This is a genomic window from Polaribacter vadi (assembly GCF_018861005.1).
Lineage (GTDB): Bacteria > Bacteroidota > Bacteroidia > Flavobacteriales > Flavobacteriaceae > Polaribacter > Polaribacter vadi_A.
Map to the genome: position 1 here is coordinate 12,508 of NZ_JAHKQL010000031.1, position 18,007 is coordinate 30,514.

Genomic DNA, 18,007 nt, shown 5'->3' on the forward strand with positions numbered 1-18,007 from the left:
AAAAAAACATGAAACCATTTATTGTTCTTTTATTAAGTTTCACAATTTCTTTATTTGTGATCAAGATTATAAGCAAAGAATATGATTTTAAATTATCAGCAAGAATTGCAATGTCAATAATGCTTGTATTTACTGCAATTGGACATTTTGTTTTTACAAAAGGAATGTCTTTAATGATACCAAAATTTATTCCGAATAAAGAGATATTTGTCTATTTAACTGGAGTATTTGAAATATTACTTGCAATAAGTATTCTAATTCCTAAGTTTAAGTATATCTCTGGTTGTACATTAATTTTATTTCTAATACTTATGTTACCTGCTAATGTTTATGCTTCTTTCAACAATGTAAACTATCAAAAAGGAACGTTTGACGGAAATGGTCTTACTTATTTATGGTTCAGAATTCCATTACAACTTTTTTTTATTATTTGGACTTACATTTCTACAATTTGAATTTAAAAGCCAATGCTAACAAAATGTATAAAACATAGCTAGTAAATGCTAAAGCCATATTTCTGTGCCTACTAACAAAGTCCGCTAATCATAAAATTTGGTGTTTAGAACAAAAAGATAAAAGCAAAATATTTATATTTAGCTAAGTAAAATAAACCGAAACGTAAGAGCTTATTAACCTTTCAACGTTTCTTATACTGAACGTTGGCAGGAATTGACTGTAACAGTCAAAAAAAGTTTTAGTCTTTATATAAATCAACATCAATGACATCATTTAAAATTGTTTTATTATTTTCAGCCATATTCATATTTACAGCAAAAGCCAATAATAATCTGGATGTAATTTATTCAAAAAATCAAGAAAAAACAATAAACAATTTAGATTCAATACGATCTAAAAAAGTTACATTTCAATTTGAAGACAAAACCTATACAGGTATCTTAGATATACCAAATAACAAAGCAATCAAATCTCTAATTGTTTTAGTGCCCGGAAGTGGTAAAACAAGGGTGAAAACAGGAAAATGGAACTACGAACTTAGGAAAAATTTTAATCACCTTGGTATTGCCACTTTTGCTTATGATAAATCTGGATGCGGAGATAGTGAAGGAGAATTCAATTACAATCAATCTGTTGAAAACAGCAGTAATGAGCTTTTAGCTGCTATTCAAGAATTACGCAATCAAAAAATACCTGGTTCACAAAATATAGGCTTATGGGGAATCAGTAGGGCAGGTTGGGTTTGCCCTTTAGCTATCAAATCAGACAATAAAATTAATTATTGGATTTCGGTAAGCGGTCCTAATCATTTAGATAATATGCACCACTTACTAAAAACAAATTGGACCATCAAAGGCAATACCCATGAGGAAATTGAAACCCTTGGTAAAGAATGGTTAAATGGTTTTAAAATACAAAGAAGTGGAGGAAGTTACCTTGAGTATTTAAATGCAACACCTAATCTAAATAAAGATGATTTTATAAAACAACTTCGAGGCGAATATACCGAAGAAAAGTTCCTTAAATTTCAGAAATATCTTATTGAAAATAATATTGCTATTGATAAAAAATCTGGTCTACAAATAATGCTTAATGATTTTGAAAAAACTCTTGAACAAATTAACATACCAGTGTTAGCAATTCTTGGAGAGAAAGATTCTCAAGTTGATTGGAAAGAAACCATAAATCTATATAAAAAAACTATAGACAAAAATACATCTCTCACAATTAAAACTATTCCCGATTGTAATCATTTTATCAGAACTTGTGAAACAGGTGGTTTTGATGAAAATTATAAAGAATTATTCAAAAAAGGATTAGGGCAAACCTGCAACAGCTATTATGAAACTATCAATTCTTGGTTAATGCTAAACAATTATTGGGCTAAATAAACTGCAGTCAACACTGTAAATAATTTATTGCTAGTTATAGCTTACTTACAAAAAGTATCACAGATTTTCTATTCGGTTTGTATTTGCTAAATTAGGTGCTTAAACACGCAACTAATCTTATACAAACGTTCTTAAATATTGAAACAGTAACATTTTAGATGATAATTCGTCTTTAATTCAAAACCAATATTTAATGAAATTTATATACATAATTGTTTTAATATTTTTTACACAATCAGTCAAAGCGCAAGAAACTTTATCTTCAATTATTAAAGAAAATACACAAACGTTTATTCTAGATAATAATGAGTTTACTGGTAAAGGGTGGAATGAAATTTTAGGAGTTATAAAAGCCCATAATAATATCCTAATAGGGGAAGATCATTTTTTTAATGAAATACCTCTTTTTATTTCTAAGATAAACAACGAAGTGAAATTCGATAATTTTTTCTGTGAAATAGACCCCTATACAGCAACAATATTAGAAACCAAAATAAACAAATCATCAACTTCAGACTTAAATACATTTACAAGTTCTTTTAGTAACACATTTTCTTTCTTTGCATTAGAACCTGAATTTAACCTTCTAAAAAAGTTAGTACAAGCAAACACAAAAATTATCGGTACAGATCAAATAAGTTTATTATCTGATAGGTTAATTATTTCAGAACTTAAAGAGAGATCAAATAATAAAACTGCAAAATCTATTTATTCAGAAATTGAAAAAAAATCAGCTATACATTTTGACCAAATTATAAATGGAAAAAAGCCATATTTTCTTACAAATGAATTTACTAAACAATTATACATATTAGACAGCCTTGTATTAAGTTCTTACGAACAAACAGTACTAAAAAATTTAAAACTATCTCAAAACATTTACTCAAATGGTAACCATCACCTTAGAGTCCAGTTAATGAAACATAATTTAATGGAGAATTATAAGTTAATACCAAACTCGAAAAACTTATATAAATATGGAGCAGGTCATTTGCCTAAAGGAGAAAGTTTATTAAAAATTCAAGATATAGGAAACCTAGTAAATAATATTACTGATAGTCAATTTGAATCTTCTTTGCATATTATGATAATTGGTAAGAGCGGAATACAAGGAGTACCTATAAAAGGTATGGAGAATCAAAAACTAAATCCTAATAGCAAAGATTTAAAACATTATAAAGTGTATTTTGATACCATGGATAAAAACAAATGGTATGTTTTTAACAATAAAGAAATCTTAAAAAAAATAACATCAAATAAAATAAAAATTGAAGATAAAACACTGGAAAGAGTGATAAAAGGTTATGACTATTTTATTATAATACCCAAAGTTACTCCTGCAAAATTTATTAATTAAAAACATTTGCTAACTCAGTTGCATAAACTCAAAATAAAGCAGTTACAAAACCAAAAGCAACAATTATAAAAAACACAACTATGAAAAATTATTTTGTACTAGTATTTCTTCATACTTCAATTTATTCTTTAGCACAAATTAAACAGAGTCTGAATTTTCCTGAAATAAATAGGTTGACTAAAAATTAAGCAATTAATTACAGTCACTTGTATAAATATAAAAGGAGATCTAAAAGTTTCTTATACTAAAAAAAAATACCCCAATAACCTACGTTTTTCTTAGGCAAATAATTGGGGTAATTTTGATGTTTTCTAGTCATTTTTTTTTAAGTTCCATAGTTCTATGCGAAGTATATTTTTAAAGGGCTCTTTATAAAGGTTGGTGTTTTATCAATGGCTAGGATGTATTATTCCTCCATAGCCATTTGTTCATTAACCCATTGATCTATATTGTATTCTAAAACATCTAAGGGGATAGCTCCACTACCCAAAACCACATCATGAAATGCTCTAATATCAAATCGGTCTTTAAGCGTGGTTTCAGATCGCTTTCTAAGTTCTTTAATTTTCAGTTCACCAATCTTATAAGCCAAAGCTTGTCCTGGCCATGCAATATAACGATCTACTTCCACAGCAATATCATTTTCGCTTTTACCAGAATGGGTTTTAAAATAATCAATGGCGTCTTGCCTAGACCAGTCATATACATGAATTCCAGTATCCACAACCAATCGTATGGCGCGCCACATTTCATAAGTCAATTGTCCGTATTTGGAATAGAGATCTTTGTACATTCCAAGAGCTGGGCCTAGGCTCTCAGAATAAAGTCCCCAACCTTCTATAAAAGCAGTGAAGGATAACATGGTTCTAAACTCGGGTACGTTTTCTAATTCTTGCGCAATTGAAATCTGCAAATGATGCCCAGGTACTGCTTCATGTATGCTTAAAGCTTCCATTTCCCATTTTGGACGACTTTTTAAATTATAGGTGTTGGCAAAGAAATATCCAGCGATGCCTGATTTTAACGAACCAGACTGATAGTAGGCGGTTGTGGTGGCTTGTTCGGAATATGTGGGAACTCTCTTAACACCGTAAGTAAGCCTTGGTAGTTTACCAAAAAGCTGAGGTAAAACAGGGTCAATTCTTTTACAGATATCACGATAAGCAGCTAATAATTCTTCTGGGGTATCATAGTAAAACTGTGGGTCTTCTCTTAAGAAATCATTAAAGTCATTTAGGTCTCCATCAAAATTTAATTGCAAAATAATCTTTTCCATTTCGAGCTGTATTCTGGCTACTTCAGAAAGCCCTAAATCGTGAATCTCTTTAGCGGTCATATCTGTGGTGGTAAAGTATTTTATACATTCATTGTACCATGCCTCTCCGTTTGGTAATGCTTTAAGTCCATAGCTTTGTCGTGTATTTGGGAGGTATTCTTCTTCCATAAAAGCGGTAAAGCGCTTTAATGCAGGGTTGATACTGGTGGAGATTATATGGCTAACAATTTCTTGTGTAGTCTGCTGTCCTTCCATATTGGTGTCTTCTTTTAAATTTGCGAAAGGCATATAAAAAACACTTTCTTCTGGATTTTCAGAATACATCTGTTTTAATTGATCTGGTACTAATAATACCGTATTTTTAGGCATTGCAATTCCTTTATCAATTCCTTCAGAAAGGAGCTTTTCAACATCTGCTAAAAGTGCTGAAATTCCTTCAAGTCTAGAGGTTAGGTTATCAATAGCCTCTGGTGAATTGGTTGGCATCATTTGAATAACGGCAGGAATAATACTGTGAATACCTTGAATTTGATCTATCATAAAGTATTGTACTGGAAATTGACTGGATAATGAATAGTCGTTGCCTATAGATCTACTAAAGATATTCAAGTTTACTTTGTCCTGTTCAGTTAATTCATCGGGTTGAAACCAAGCTGTCGATTCATCAAAAATTTTTAAAACAGACAAATCTTTTTCCAATCCTTCTGCTGAAAAATCATCCCAAAGGTGGTCATATCCAGGTTTACCCATAAATGTGGCCAACATAGGTGAAGCCTTTATTTGGTAATGATTATAGACTTTAAAAAGTAGGTTTAGACGCTCACTTTCACTATTGAAATTTTTAGGATTCTTAATAAAGTGTAATTTTTCTGTAATTGTACCCTCTGGTAGTTCTGTAGGTTTGGTGCTTTTTGGAGCACAATAAAACAAGAGTAATACCAGCGAAAATGTGCTAAATTGAATAAAATTCTTTTTCATAATAGGTGCTTTTATATATGTTAATGTATTTATATGCAGATTTTTACATATTTTAAGTACCTAATGTAGTAAATAAAAATGAAAAGTCTTGGTGTTTTTTAAATATAGCATTACAAAAGTTTTACAAGGAAAAGGCAATTATAAATATTGTAGTGATTAATTTTAAAATATCCTTCATACTATTTGTTGAATAATTCATGCGTAATAATTAATACAATAGTTCATAAAAAATGGCTAATCAAGTGTTTATTCAATAAATTTATTTATTTTTAGAAATAAAAAAGTATCCCTTTAGAAATGAAGTCTTTTTTAAACGACTACTTTTTATAAAGGTTATTGCGGTAGCATATGTGTACAACGATTCATAAATTGAATAAAGAGGATTTCTAAGATTGTATTATATTATTTTGATTCCGTTGTTTTAAGATGACCACACTATAAAACACCATCCAGAATAGATAAAAATAAAGGTTGCTAACCCATTATATTAATAAAAAAAACAATATGAAAGTACAATTTCTATACCTGTTCCTGATATTATTCCTAGTTTCGTGTAAACAAGAATCATCCAAAATATCTTCTTTAATCGATTATCAAGGAGATGAAAACTTTTCTGTTATTATGAGTGGTACTGCTGTAGGTCATCTTAAAACCCATACCGTAGGCGATACCATTCAGGTAGATTACGATTATAAAAACAATGGTCGTGGACCTACATTAAAGGAAACCATTGTGTTAAATACCGAAGGTTTTCCTGTACAATGGAAAATTACTGGAAACACTACATTTGGCAGTAAAGTCAATGAACATTTTGCATTAAATAAAAATATTGCATCATGGACAGATGCTACTGGTAGTGATAGTACTTCTGTAAACAATGCTTTATGGTACGTAGATCAATCAGGTAGCCCTTATTCGGCAATTCTTATAGCTCGTAGCCTTTTAAAATCATCTGATTTTTCAGCAAATGTACTTCCAGCAGGTACACTAAAGCTTACAGAAATGGATAAAATAAGTGTTACTGTAGATTCAACTACCGTCAACCTTACCAATTATGCTGTGTCTGGGGCATATTTAAATCCTTATTATTTTATAGCAGATAATGAGAAACGTTTGTTTGCTATAATTAGTCCTTCGTTTGTGATTGTTCGTGAAGGATTTGAAGCACAAGAAAAAGAACTTAGAACCTATGCAGAAAATTATTCTACCCAACGGTTTGAAACATTACAAAAGAAATATGCCCATAACTATGGAAAAAAAGTACGAATAGCCAATGTAAAAATATTCGATCCCAATACCTTGTCGCTTACAGAAGCATCGTCTGTATTGGTAGATGGTGAGCGTATTGTAAGTATAGATGCCCCAAACATTAAAGGTAAAGACGAAGTTATAATTAACGGGGCAGGTGGTACCCTAGTAGCTGGTATGTATGAAATGCACGCTCATACTTGGGATGAAGATGCCTTATTAAATATTTTGGCCGGAATTACTTCCTTTCGAGATATGGGGAATGACAATGAGGTTTTAGACCAATTAATTAAAAAAATCAATACAGGGGTTTTGGCTGGGCCAAGGGTTCATCGATTGGGTTTTATAGAAGGACAAAGTGAATATAGTGCAAATATGGGCATAATTGTGTCTAGTAAAGAAGAGGCCTTGGCTGCTTTACAAAAATATCATGATAAAGGTTTTTATGGAGTAAAATTATACAATTCTATGAATGGAGATTGGGCTCCAGCCATTGTTAAAAAAGCGCATCAGTATGGGATGTTTGTATGCGGACATGTACCGGCATTTTCCAATGCCAATGCAATGTTACGCGCCGGTTTTAATGAAATGACTCATATAAATCAAACCATGTTGGGGTGGGTGTTAGAACCAAAAGAAGATACGCGAACCTTACTTAGACTTACAGCTTTAAAACGATTTGCTACTTTAGATTTAAATAGCACCAAGGTGCAACAAACTTTAGATTTGTTTGTTAAAAATAAGACAGCCATAGACCCCACTTTAACAATTCATGAAATATTGATGAAGGCTAGGGATGGTGAGGTATGGGAAAGTACAAAAGATTTTATAGATCATATGCCGCCAAACATTCAACGCGAATATAAGGTTGCCTTGGCAGACATTAGTACTGAAAAAGATGACAAGGAATATCGTGAGGGATATGATAAAATTGTAGCTACCTTAAAAATCATGAAGGATAAAGGAATCTTTATAGTACCAGGTACCGATTTAGGAGGTGCTTTTTTTTACCATCGTGAATTAGAGCTTTATCAACAATTGGGGTATACCCCTGCAGAGTTAGTAAAACTTGCCACTTACGATATGGCTCAATATTTGGATGATGAGCATCTTGGAAGTATTGCAACAGGTAAATTGGCCGATTTCTTCTTAATTCCAGGCAATCCAGTAGAAGATATTAAAGCCATTAAAACCATATCGATGGTGTCTAGAGGTGGTACTTTTTACTATCCAAGTGAGGTGTATCCAAATTTTGGTATTAAACCTTTTACGTCAATGCCAGAGGTAACAGAAGAATAATGCATAGCTATCACAATTTTAGGGGTATTAATATTTGCCTAATTTTAAAATAGTAAAAATTGACCTGAAATACTTGTAAATTTAAAGCCACTAACTATGTTATGCGCAAACCGTAAAGATAAATAACAACTAAAAATTAAATTATGAAAAGAAAATTACTACTAACACTATATATCTGTATTTCTATAGGTGCATTAGGTCAAATTAAAGAAATCTCAGCCATAGACAGCATTTTTACAGCATATAATAAAAAAGATGTACCAGGCTGTGCTTTAGGGATTATAAAAGACGGACAACTAATTTATGCCAAAGGCTATGGGCTAGCAAATATGGAATATAATATACCAAATGCGGCTACTTCTGTATTTAGAATCGGTTCAACTTCTAAACAATTTACGGCTGCTTGTATTGTATTACTTGCAGAAAAAAACAAACTAAGTCTAGATGATAATTTAAAAAGTATATTCCCAGATTTTCCAGAATATGCAGAAAAGATTACAATTAAACATTTATTAAATCATACTAGTGGTATTAGAGATTACTTGCAAATTAGTTACTTAAAAGGTTTGGGAGATGATGATTTTTATACAGATACTCATATTATGAAATGGCTAATAAATCAAACGGATTTAAACTTTGCACCTGGTGAAGAGTTTTTATATAGCAATTCAGGATATTGGCTTCTTGGTCAAATTGTAAATAAGGTAGCAGGAGTTAACATGGCGCAATTTGCAAAGAAAGAAATCTTTGAGCCTCTTAAAATGAACAATACACATTTTCATAATGACCATACACAAATAGTAAAAAACAGAGCCTCTGGATACATGCCAGATAATAATGAGAACTATAAAATTAGCATGACTACCTTAGATATGATTGGTGATGGTGGAATCTTTACGACCATAAATGATATCAAGAAATGGGATGATGCCTTTTATGAATCAAATGTATTAAGCAAAGCGTTTTGGAATGTAATGACACAACAAGGCATATTAAACAATGGTAAAGAGATTAACTATGCTGCTGGTTTAATGATAAATACATACAAAGGATTAAAAACAATTAGACATGGAGGGGCTTTTGTTGGTTTTAGAGCAGAACTATTACGTTTTCCAGAACAAAAATTATCCATTGCAATATTTGCAAATAGAGGTGATGCCAATCCATCAAGTATGGCAAATCAAGTGGCAGAGGTATTGCTAAAAGACAAACTAATTGAAGATGTCTCACAAAAAGCTAAAAAAGTTAAGGTTGATGTTCCAAAAGAAGAGTTTAAACTCAGCCAATTAGTAGGTGATTATGAAATACAACCTGGTATTGTAGTGCGTTTAGCAATCAAAAATGACTCTTTAAATGTCTTTCAAAATTGGAATAAATCAACCTATAATATTGTAAAAGTAAGTGGAAATACCTACCAAATACCTAAAAAAGAAACAATAAGTTTTACGTTTTCTAATATAAAAGATAATTTTACAGAAACTCTTACAGTTTTACAAAGTGGTTCTAAAACCATTGCACCAAGAAAAAAAGAGATAGATATTTCAGGAGTCAACCTAAAAGATTACACAGGTAGTTATTATAGCAAAGAATTAGATGTAAATTATAATTTTAAAATAGAAAACGAAATTTTATTGGTTACTATAGATGATACACAATCAACTATAGAATGCACAATTAGTGGCTTAGACCAATTTGTTACAGAACTAGGAATCATAAGATTTCAACGAAAAGAGAATCTAATTACAGGTTTTGAATTAGATTCTGGTAGAGTTAAAAATTTAAAGTTTAAAAAATAACAACGTCTAATAAGATTAATACTTAATTTCTTGGTTATAAATTAAATCGAAGACAAGAAGCTACAGAGTAAATACTTTTATAATCGATTTAAAAAATTGGTATGGTTACTTTTAGAGTAATAGTACCAATTTTATTATGTTGTTTTTTTGCATTGAAAATGCCCTTAGATGACACCTTTTTTTTTTGTGCTTTAATACGATTAAAAAGATGCCTATTTTAAGCCAATTTTAGAAACTTTTTTGTTGCATTCTTTTAGATATATTTTTGCATTTTTTAGAGGTTTTTCTTGAGATGACTTACTATGACGTTGCTATAACGTTATTATCGCTCAGCAATAAAGAAAGAGTACATGTTTTTTAGAGCACAAAGTAGGCCTATTTATGTATAACATTTTCTTTCTGTATTTAGTGGTGAAATATTGCTTTAAAAAGTAATAAAATAGGAGCTTACAATATTTGATTATAAGTTAGTATTTTGTCTTTAATAAAAAACATAACAATTTGTTTGCTGTTTCTTTGCTAATTTTTATATTTAACAATAAAATTGTAAAAATAACTTTAACTACTTGTTGGTATAGTTTAACTATATAGACATTTATACAAGTTATAAAACATTTGTCAAAACCAATGAAAACAGATAAATCAAACTAATTTTCTCATATTAGATTTGGTTCTCGTGAAGAAGAAATTTATTATAATCTGAACGGAAAAAAATATGGTTTTAATTCAACTTGGTTTGGTGGAAGAAATATTTGTTTGAGAGATTTAAACGAAACTAATTTGAATGAAAACCAAAAGACTAAAATATTTGTGGAAATCACTCAATTTGTGAATGAAAAAGAAAATGAAAAACCAACAATTTCTTACAATTTAGATGAAAAAGATTCGGAATTGTGGAAAAAGTTAGTGGTTGAATTCAGTTCACAAATTAAGAATGTTGAAATAACGAAGAATGAAGAAGCAAATGAAAATTGGTATGAAAGTGTGAAAGCCGATTTGGAAACTAGATTAACCGAAATCAATATTCAAGGTTTAAAAATAAAAACAGTTAAGGATTTAAATAAACATTGGAATAAAATAAAATTTACGAAAGAAAGTGAAGTGAATGAAAAAATTACCTTTTTGGATAAATTAAAAGCAAAACTTACTTAACAAGGTTTTACAATGACACGAATTTCAAAGATATCAATAGTAATCAGTATAATTGGAATTTGTATTGCTATTTCAATTCAATATAATTTATCCGTAGGTTATGTGTGATTTATTTGCTAACTTTAATGCTTAAAACACGTAACTAATCTTTTATAAAACACCATTCTACACAATAGCAGAAAATCACTCTATATTAAGGTAAATCCTATATTAGAAACCCAAAAGCACATTTCAGCAATTAAAAGTGTTATTTTTTTAAATTTAATATCATTTTTGCATTTTAGCCTACGTTTATGAAAAATGCATTAATAATAATTATAATACTCTTTGTTTTTCAATATAGTTTTTCGCAACAAGAAAAAAAAATAGACAGTTTAGAAACAATACTATTGGCTATTAAGAATGATAGTTTTCTGTTAGATAAGTATAAAGAAATCACAAAGACATATAGAAGTGCAAATTCTGATATTCATTTACACTTCATCAAAAAATATTTAAAAGCCAGTGATGTTTCAAATAGTATAATAAATAAAGCTAGAGCATTGAGAGAGCTCTCAGAATATTATAGTGATATAAAGAAATTGGATTCGGCGTTAATGAAGGCAAATGAAGCAATTGAGTTGTATAAGTCGATTGACGATGATTATGGAGTTGTTATTGTTAAAAATAGTAAGGCAATCATGCTTCAAGATAAAGGAGATTATGCTAATGCCTTAAAAGTTTTTAAGGAAGTCGTTGCTTATCTTGAAAAGGATGAATCAAAATATACAAATGTGTTGTGGCTTAAAATGAATATTGGTGCTTTATATGCAGATATTAATGAGGAAGATAAAGCTGTTAATTATTATATGGAGGTTTATAACGATCCAAAAGCCAAGGAAAATAATAGTTTAATTGGACGAATATGTGTTAATTTAACAAATAGCTATAGAAGAAAAAAAGACTATAAAAAAGCATTGTCTTTTGCTTTAGAAGCTGAGAAAAAAATAAAACGTCCTAGAAGCCTAGCAAATTTAAAATCTAGTTTAGCAACATTATACTCTAAAATAAAAGACTACAAGCGCGCTCACAACTACTATAAACAAGCACTAGATTTATATACGTCATTAAATCTTCAAATTAGAGTTGATGATATAAATCATAATATAGCTTACAATTATTTACGTCAAGAAAAATATGATGAGGCTGAATATTATTTTTTGAAGACAAATAAGGCTGTGAAAAATTATGACAATATTTATTCAAAAAAGAAGAATTTTCAAGGGTTATCAGAATTGTATTATGCCAAAAAAGAATACAAAAAAGCTATTGATTATTATATAAAGAATCAAGAGATAAAGGATACAATTCAAGGTATAGAAAAGCTTAAAGCTATTGCAGATATTGAAATAAAATACGAAACTGAAAAAGCAAAAAGCGAAAAAGAAACAGCAGAACAACAAGTTGTTATTACTAAGTTAGAAAGTCAAAAGAACAAATACTATTTTATAAGTGCAGCAGTAATTGCTAGTTTAATACTGTTAGCCTCTGTGTTTTATTTTAGCAGATTAAAAACAAAAAAGAAAGCAGAATTAATTAGTACAGTACTTAAAGAAACTCAAAAAAGATTAGCAATAGAAAAGCAGTATAAAGATTCAGAATTAAAAGCTTTAAAGGCGCAAATGAATCCGCATTTTATATTTAATGCATTGAATTCTATTCAAGACTATATAGTGTTAAATCAAAAAAATCTAGCTAGTGATTATTTAGGGAAGTTTGCCGATTTAATTCGTAATTATCTTCATTTTAGTGACACAGGGTTTATTTCAATTCAAGACGAAGTTCATAATTTAAAGCTCTACTTAGAACTTGAAAAATTACGCTTCGAAGAACAATTAGAATATACGTTTCAGGTAGATGATGTTGCAAATTCAGGCACAATTCATATTCCTACAATGCTAATTCAACCTTATGTAGAAAATGCTTTAAAACATGGTTTATTACATAAAAAAAATCATAGAAGACTTAAGATTTATATTCATAAACCTTCAGATAAAATTATAGAATGTATCATTGAAGATAATGGTATAGGTAGAGCAAAATCTAAAGAAATTAACAAAAAAAGAGTATCACAACACAAATCCTTCGCTTTAAAAGCTACTACAGAACGTTTAGATTTGTTAAACTATGGTCGTGATAAAAAGATAGGTGTAGAGATTATTGACTTACAAGAAAATAATAAAGCCATAGGAACCAAAGTGATATTAAAAATCCCAATCATAAAAAAATAAAATGAAGGCACTTATAATTGACGACGAGAAAAAAGCAAGGCAAGTATTACGCATTTTAATAGAAGAAAATTGTCCGAAGATTACTCAAGTTTTTGAAGCTGAAGATTTACTTTCAGGAGTAGAACTTATAAAAAAAGAAACGCCTAACATTCTGTTTTTAGATATTGAAATGCCTGAACATTCTGGTCTTGAAATTTTAAATTTTATTGAAAAAGAGGTTTGCAATTTTGAAATTATATTCACAACTGCTTATAGCGAATATGCCATACAAGCCTTTCAATTGTCAGCAATAGATTATTTATTGAAGCCAGTTAGACCAAGTCAGGTAAAAGAAGCAGTAGGTAAAGCCATTGCTTTTTTAGGAAATACTCAAATTAATCAACGTCTAACTGAATTAAAAACAAGCTTACAAGATTCTAACTTTAAAAAGATAGGTTTGCCAAATGCAGATGGAATTAAGTTTGTAAATTTCACAGATATTATTATGTTAGAAGCAGATGGTATGTACACTATTGTTTCAACAACTACAGATGGAAATATTTTAGTTAGCAAACCTTTAAAATTCTTTGTAGAAATCCTTCAAAGCATAAAAACGTTTTATCGTCCACATCGTTCACACCTTATTAATCTGTCTTATATTAAAGAATATATTAAAAAAGATGGTGGTTATATTGTAATGGATAATAATGAAAGTGTTTCCGTCTCAAAAGACAAGCGAGAAGAGTTTTTAACAATAGTTCAAAATATAGGTTAGTTTTTTAGAAGTTGAAAGCGGAGTTTCAGAAGTTCACTCTGTTTTTTAGGGTCTTCATATAGGATATTTGTTTTTTAAATCTAAAACATAACCTATAATGAAAAAAACTACACTTTTTCACCAACACTTAATCCATAAATGTTCCGTGAGTAAAACAAAATTACTTTCTTTAATACTACTGATTCTCACATTAAGCAGTAGTGCCCAAACACAAATAGCAACAGGGGCTTCTAGCCCATCTGGTCTCGTTGTTGTAGGAGATTATATCTATACTGTTAACCTAACTAATAGTAGTCTTGTTAGAGCTAACAAAACTCAAGTAGGTACGAATAATTTTGAAACTGTTGTTTCTAACATTGCAAGATCAGGTAATCAAGGTAATATTTGTGCATCAGGAGAAAGTATATATACACCTGGAATAGCATATGGTACTATGACTTACACAGATGTTAGTGCTGGAGTTGTTTTTCCTGTTTATAGTTCGCCTTACATATTGAATATGTCTTATTCAGTGTCTAATGTATTTTATTATAACGGTTTGAATTATATAGCAAACAGTGCTAATGGCTCTGCAGAATTATTTGAACATTACAGTTCAACTGGTGGTAATTTAATTGCGACATTACCTGTAGATTATCAATATATTTCGGATGTTACAACAGATGGTTCTATTATGTATTTCTCAACCACGACAGGTGCAATTTACCAAATAGATTTAGCAGCAACAACACCAGTAGCAACACTAGTAACAAGTGGTTTAAGTGCGGTTAAAGGTATTCATTTTGCAGATGATTATCTTTATTATTTAAGTTCAAATCAAGTTCGTAAGGTTCATAAATCAACTTTAGTTGTTACTACGGTTTCTTCTGTACCAGGAAACGGAGTTGCTATGGAAATAGATGGATACGATATTTATGTAGCTAATTCCAATGGTAATATTTATAAAATAAATGACCCAGATTTTGCACCTTGCACAGTAACAATTCCAGACACCAACTTTAAAGCAGCACTTGTTGCAGATACAGGAATAAACACTAATGGCAATACAGAAATTGAATGTACTGAGGCAACTGCTTTTACAGGAACGGTTAATGTTTTTAATGATGGTATTTTTGATTTAACAGGTATTGAGGCGTTTACAAATATTACAGGATTAAACTGTGGTAATAATAGCTTGACTAGTTTAGATGTTTCTGCTAATACCGCTTTAATTACTTTGGGTTGTGGTTTTAATTCATTGTCAAGTTTAGATGTATCAAACAATCTAGCTTTAGAAACATTGACGTGTTTGAACAACCAGATAACAAGTTTGGATGTTTCTGCTAACACTGCCCTATCGTCGTTAATATGTAGTACTAATTTTTTATCAAGTTTAAATCTCGCTAATGGTAATAATGCAGCGCTTACTTCACTTACTGCAACAAGTAATGCAGCGTTATCTTGCATTCAAATAGATGCAGGATTTACACCACCTTCTTCTGGATGGATTAAAGACACAACAGCTAGTTATAGTGACGATTGTAGTGTTACATCTTGCACCGTAACCATACCAGATGCAAACTTTAAAGCATATTTAGTAGGGAATACGGCTATAAACACCAATGGTGATACAGAAATACAGTGTACAGAAGCAAATGTTTTTACAGGTCAAATTAATGTTAATAATTTAAACATTTCAGATTTAACAGGTATTGAGGCTTTTATAAACTTAACAGAATTATTATGTAGAAATAATAGCGGCTTAACAACTGTAGATGTAAGCAACAATACTCAATTAACAGCACTAGGATTGAATAATAACAACTTAACAAGTTTAGATGTCTCTAATAATTCATTACTTACAGAGCTATATTGCGCAAGTAATCAATTAACGAGTTTAAATTTAGCTAATGGCAATAACGGAAGTTTAGTTCAAATGGATGCATGTTGTAATTCTAACGCTACTACTATGAACACGTTAGTTTGTATACAAATAGATTCTGGTTTTACACCACCTTCTTCTGGATGGCAGAAAGAGATAACAACGAGTTATAGTACTAATTGTTCAGCATTAAGTGTAGATGATTTTACGATACAAAATATTTCAATTTATCCAAATCCAGTAAATAACACATTAAACATTCAATTAGAAGATATTTTAGAAAAAGTCGAGGTGTATTCTATTTTAGGAGCTAAAGTTATAGAGCATAATAACTCAAGTATTAATGTTTCAAAATTAGCTTCAGGTATGTACTTGCTAAAAGTATATACAGAAAAAGGTAAAGTAGGTTTTAAACGTTTTATTAAAGAAGATTAGTTAATGCTCAGTTCTATTTATAATCTCGTAAGAATAATGCTTACGAGATTTTTTGTTTTAGAAACTGAAACTAGCATTTCAGAAATTGACCACATTGTGTAGAGATTACATATTAGATATTTGCTTCTTAATCTAAAATTTGACCTTTTATGAAAAAAATAATCTTATCATTAATATTCCTTTTTACAATAAGCATAACACAAGCACAGAATAGTTTATTCGACAATATATCTACAACAGATCAATATTACCGGTTTTTCCTTGTTCAAGACAAAGATGGAGATGGTATTCATGAAATTAATGATAGAGATTTAAAAGTCAAATTCAACATTTCAAGACTTTCTACAGGTGAAGGCTATAGTATTAGCTCCGTTATTGATCAAGGTAATGAAAAAGGAAAAGTCTTAGATAGAATGGACGCTGTAAACGGATATGCAACATGTAAAGGTTATCCTTATGAAAGTATTATTAGAGATAGACATTCTACAGATGGTTATGTTGCCATAGGAGAATACATTTTTAAATTATATAATATGTCAGAAAGTGGCGATTCTTACGAAGGCATTTCTCATGTATTTATTAAAGTTGATAAAGATAAAAGTGAAACAACAGGTACTGGTAAGAAGAAAAAGGCTAAAAAGAAAGGTTCTTTTATGTCAAAATTAAAAGCATTAAAAAATGCATCTTCAGGACAGGCGAGTTATGGTTCAGCACATAAAGAACTACAAAGTCAAAACTTAGATAAGTTAATCACAGATTATCTAGTAGCTATGAAGGCAAAACAAGATAATAGGTCTAGTGCACAAAAACAAAAAGATAAAAATATTTTAGCGGCAAAAAATAGAGGAGAGCAAGATATTAGGCGTTACAACGATTCTGTAAAAGCAACACCAGAGTATAAAGATTTACAAAGAAGAAAAAGACAAAACGAATTAAATTATCAAGCATCTAAATCTAAAAACACAGTAACACTTCGTAATAATTCTGGACATACCATTTATGTAGGTAAATCGGGTAGCAGAAACCCAGGAACTAAAATTAGTAGTGGAGGTACAGCAACTTGGAACTGTGGTACAGATGCCTATTTGCAAAACATCACAAAATCTGGAGGAAGCAATGCATATAGTTCTACAGACACAAAAGTTTATAGTGCAAATTCTGGTTGTGGTAAAACAATAAATATCAATTAAACTTATATGTAATTATGAAAACACTCTTTAAGTATTTAATTGTATTACTAATGCCTTGTATGCTTTTTTCTCAAAGTGAAAAACCTACAGAAGCTATTAACGGAACATATTATTTAATGGCTGCTGAAAAAGGTATAGGTAGTAAGATGACCAAAGAAAAATTATTTCAATATACTGCTTGGGGAAATGATAACGTATTAATCGTAGCTGCTTGCGAGAAGTGTTCGCCTGTAATGTATAAATACAATAAAGAGGAAAGTGAAGCCATAGGAGTTCCTGTTTTTTACAATGCTATTGGACTCTACATGATTACTTATGACGATGAAAGTTTTATTATGCTAGTACCTGCAAATAAAAATAGTAAAGATTGGACAGATTTTACGTATAGTAATTTTTATAGCAAAAATAAAGCGAAGGCAGATGCTATGACCAAACAAAAAATAGTTGAATTCATTGATGAGTAATTTTTAATAGAACAGGTTGTGTTTTAAGTCTCGTAAGTGTAATGCTTACGAGGCTTTTTTATACCATTTCTTAATTGAAA

General features: G+C 30.1%; 12 protein-coding genes. 11 read left to right on the forward strand and 1 reads right to left on the reverse strand.

Features of this window, described 5'->3' with window-relative positions; all coding sequences use genetic code 11:
- Positions 1–8 precede the first annotated feature (8 nt).
- The 3 genes from KO506_RS13000 to KO506_RS13010 all read left to right on the forward strand — a co-directional run bounded on the left by KO506_RS13000 (position 9) and on the right by KO506_RS13010 (position 3,204).
- Positions 9–455: a DoxX family protein gene (locus KO506_RS13000; protein ID WP_215995355.1), complete on the forward strand. Its 447-nt coding sequence runs from the start codon at positions 9–11 to the stop codon at positions 453–455.
- A 264-nt stretch (positions 456–719) separates the two neighbouring features.
- Positions 720–1,847 (forward strand): alpha/beta hydrolase family protein, encoded by a 1,128-nt coding sequence (locus KO506_RS13005; protein ID WP_215995356.1) that lies wholly within the window; start codon positions 720–722, stop codon positions 1,845–1,847.
- 193 nt (positions 1,848–2,040) lie between these two features.
- Positions 2,041–3,204, forward strand: a complete 1,164-nt coding sequence (locus KO506_RS13010) for a hypothetical protein (RefSeq protein ID WP_215995357.1) — start codon at positions 2,041–2,043, stop codon at positions 3,202–3,204.
- Positions 3,205–3,610: 406 nt separating this feature from the next.
- Here the strand turns inward: KO506_RS13010 and KO506_RS13015 are convergent, their stop codons facing one another.
- Entirely contained in the window at positions 3,611–5,458 is a 1,848-nt protein-coding gene (locus tag KO506_RS13015; protein WP_215995358.1) for a DUF885 domain-containing protein, read from the reverse strand.
- A gap of 504 nt (positions 5,459–5,962) precedes the next feature.
- Between KO506_RS13015 and KO506_RS13020 the strand changes: the two genes are divergently transcribed.
- From KO506_RS13020 to KO506_RS13055, 8 genes are all read left to right on the forward strand, one after another.
- Positions 5,963–8,005 (forward strand): amidohydrolase family protein, encoded by a 2,043-nt coding sequence (locus KO506_RS13020; RefSeq protein WP_215995359.1) that lies wholly within the window; start codon positions 5,963–5,965, stop codon positions 8,003–8,005.
- A 143-nt stretch (positions 8,006–8,148) separates the two neighbouring features.
- Entirely contained in the window at positions 8,149–9,801 is a 1,653-nt protein-coding gene (locus tag KO506_RS13025) for a serine hydrolase domain-containing protein (protein WP_215995360.1), read from the forward strand.
- A gap of 780 nt (positions 9,802–10,581) precedes the next feature.
- Positions 10,582–10,953 carry a hypothetical protein gene (locus tag KO506_RS13030; RefSeq protein ID WP_215995361.1) on the forward strand — a complete coding sequence of 124 codons (372 nt, stop codon included), beginning with the start codon at positions 10,582–10,584 and terminating at the stop codon, positions 10,951–10,953.
- Between the two features lie 293 nt (positions 10,954–11,246).
- Entirely contained in the window at positions 11,247–13,223 is a 1,977-nt protein-coding gene (locus KO506_RS13035; RefSeq protein WP_215995362.1) for a tetratricopeptide repeat-containing sensor histidine kinase, read from the forward strand.
- A gap of 1 nt (position 13,224) precedes the next feature.
- Positions 13,225–13,977, forward strand: a complete 753-nt coding sequence (locus KO506_RS13040; protein ID WP_215995363.1) for a LytR/AlgR family response regulator transcription factor — start codon at positions 13,225–13,227, stop codon at positions 13,975–13,977.
- Positions 13,978–14,122: 145 nt separating this feature from the next.
- The gene (locus KO506_RS17205; protein ID WP_215995364.1) at positions 14,123–16,273 is read left to right on the forward strand and encodes a T9SS type A sorting domain-containing protein; all 2,151 of its coding nucleotides are present in this window, start codon (positions 14,123–14,125) and stop codon (positions 16,271–16,273) included.
- A gap of 149 nt (positions 16,274–16,422) precedes the next feature.
- Positions 16,423–17,463: a hypothetical protein gene (locus tag KO506_RS13050; RefSeq protein WP_215995365.1), complete on the forward strand. Its 1,041-nt coding sequence runs from the start codon at positions 16,423–16,425 to the stop codon at positions 17,461–17,463.
- Positions 17,464–17,477: 14 nt separating this feature from the next.
- Positions 17,478–17,927, forward strand: coding sequence for a hypothetical protein (locus KO506_RS13055; RefSeq protein ID WP_215995366.1), 450 nt, complete (start codon positions 17,478–17,480; stop codon positions 17,925–17,927).
- The last annotated feature ends 80 nt before the right edge of the window (positions 17,928–18,007 follow it).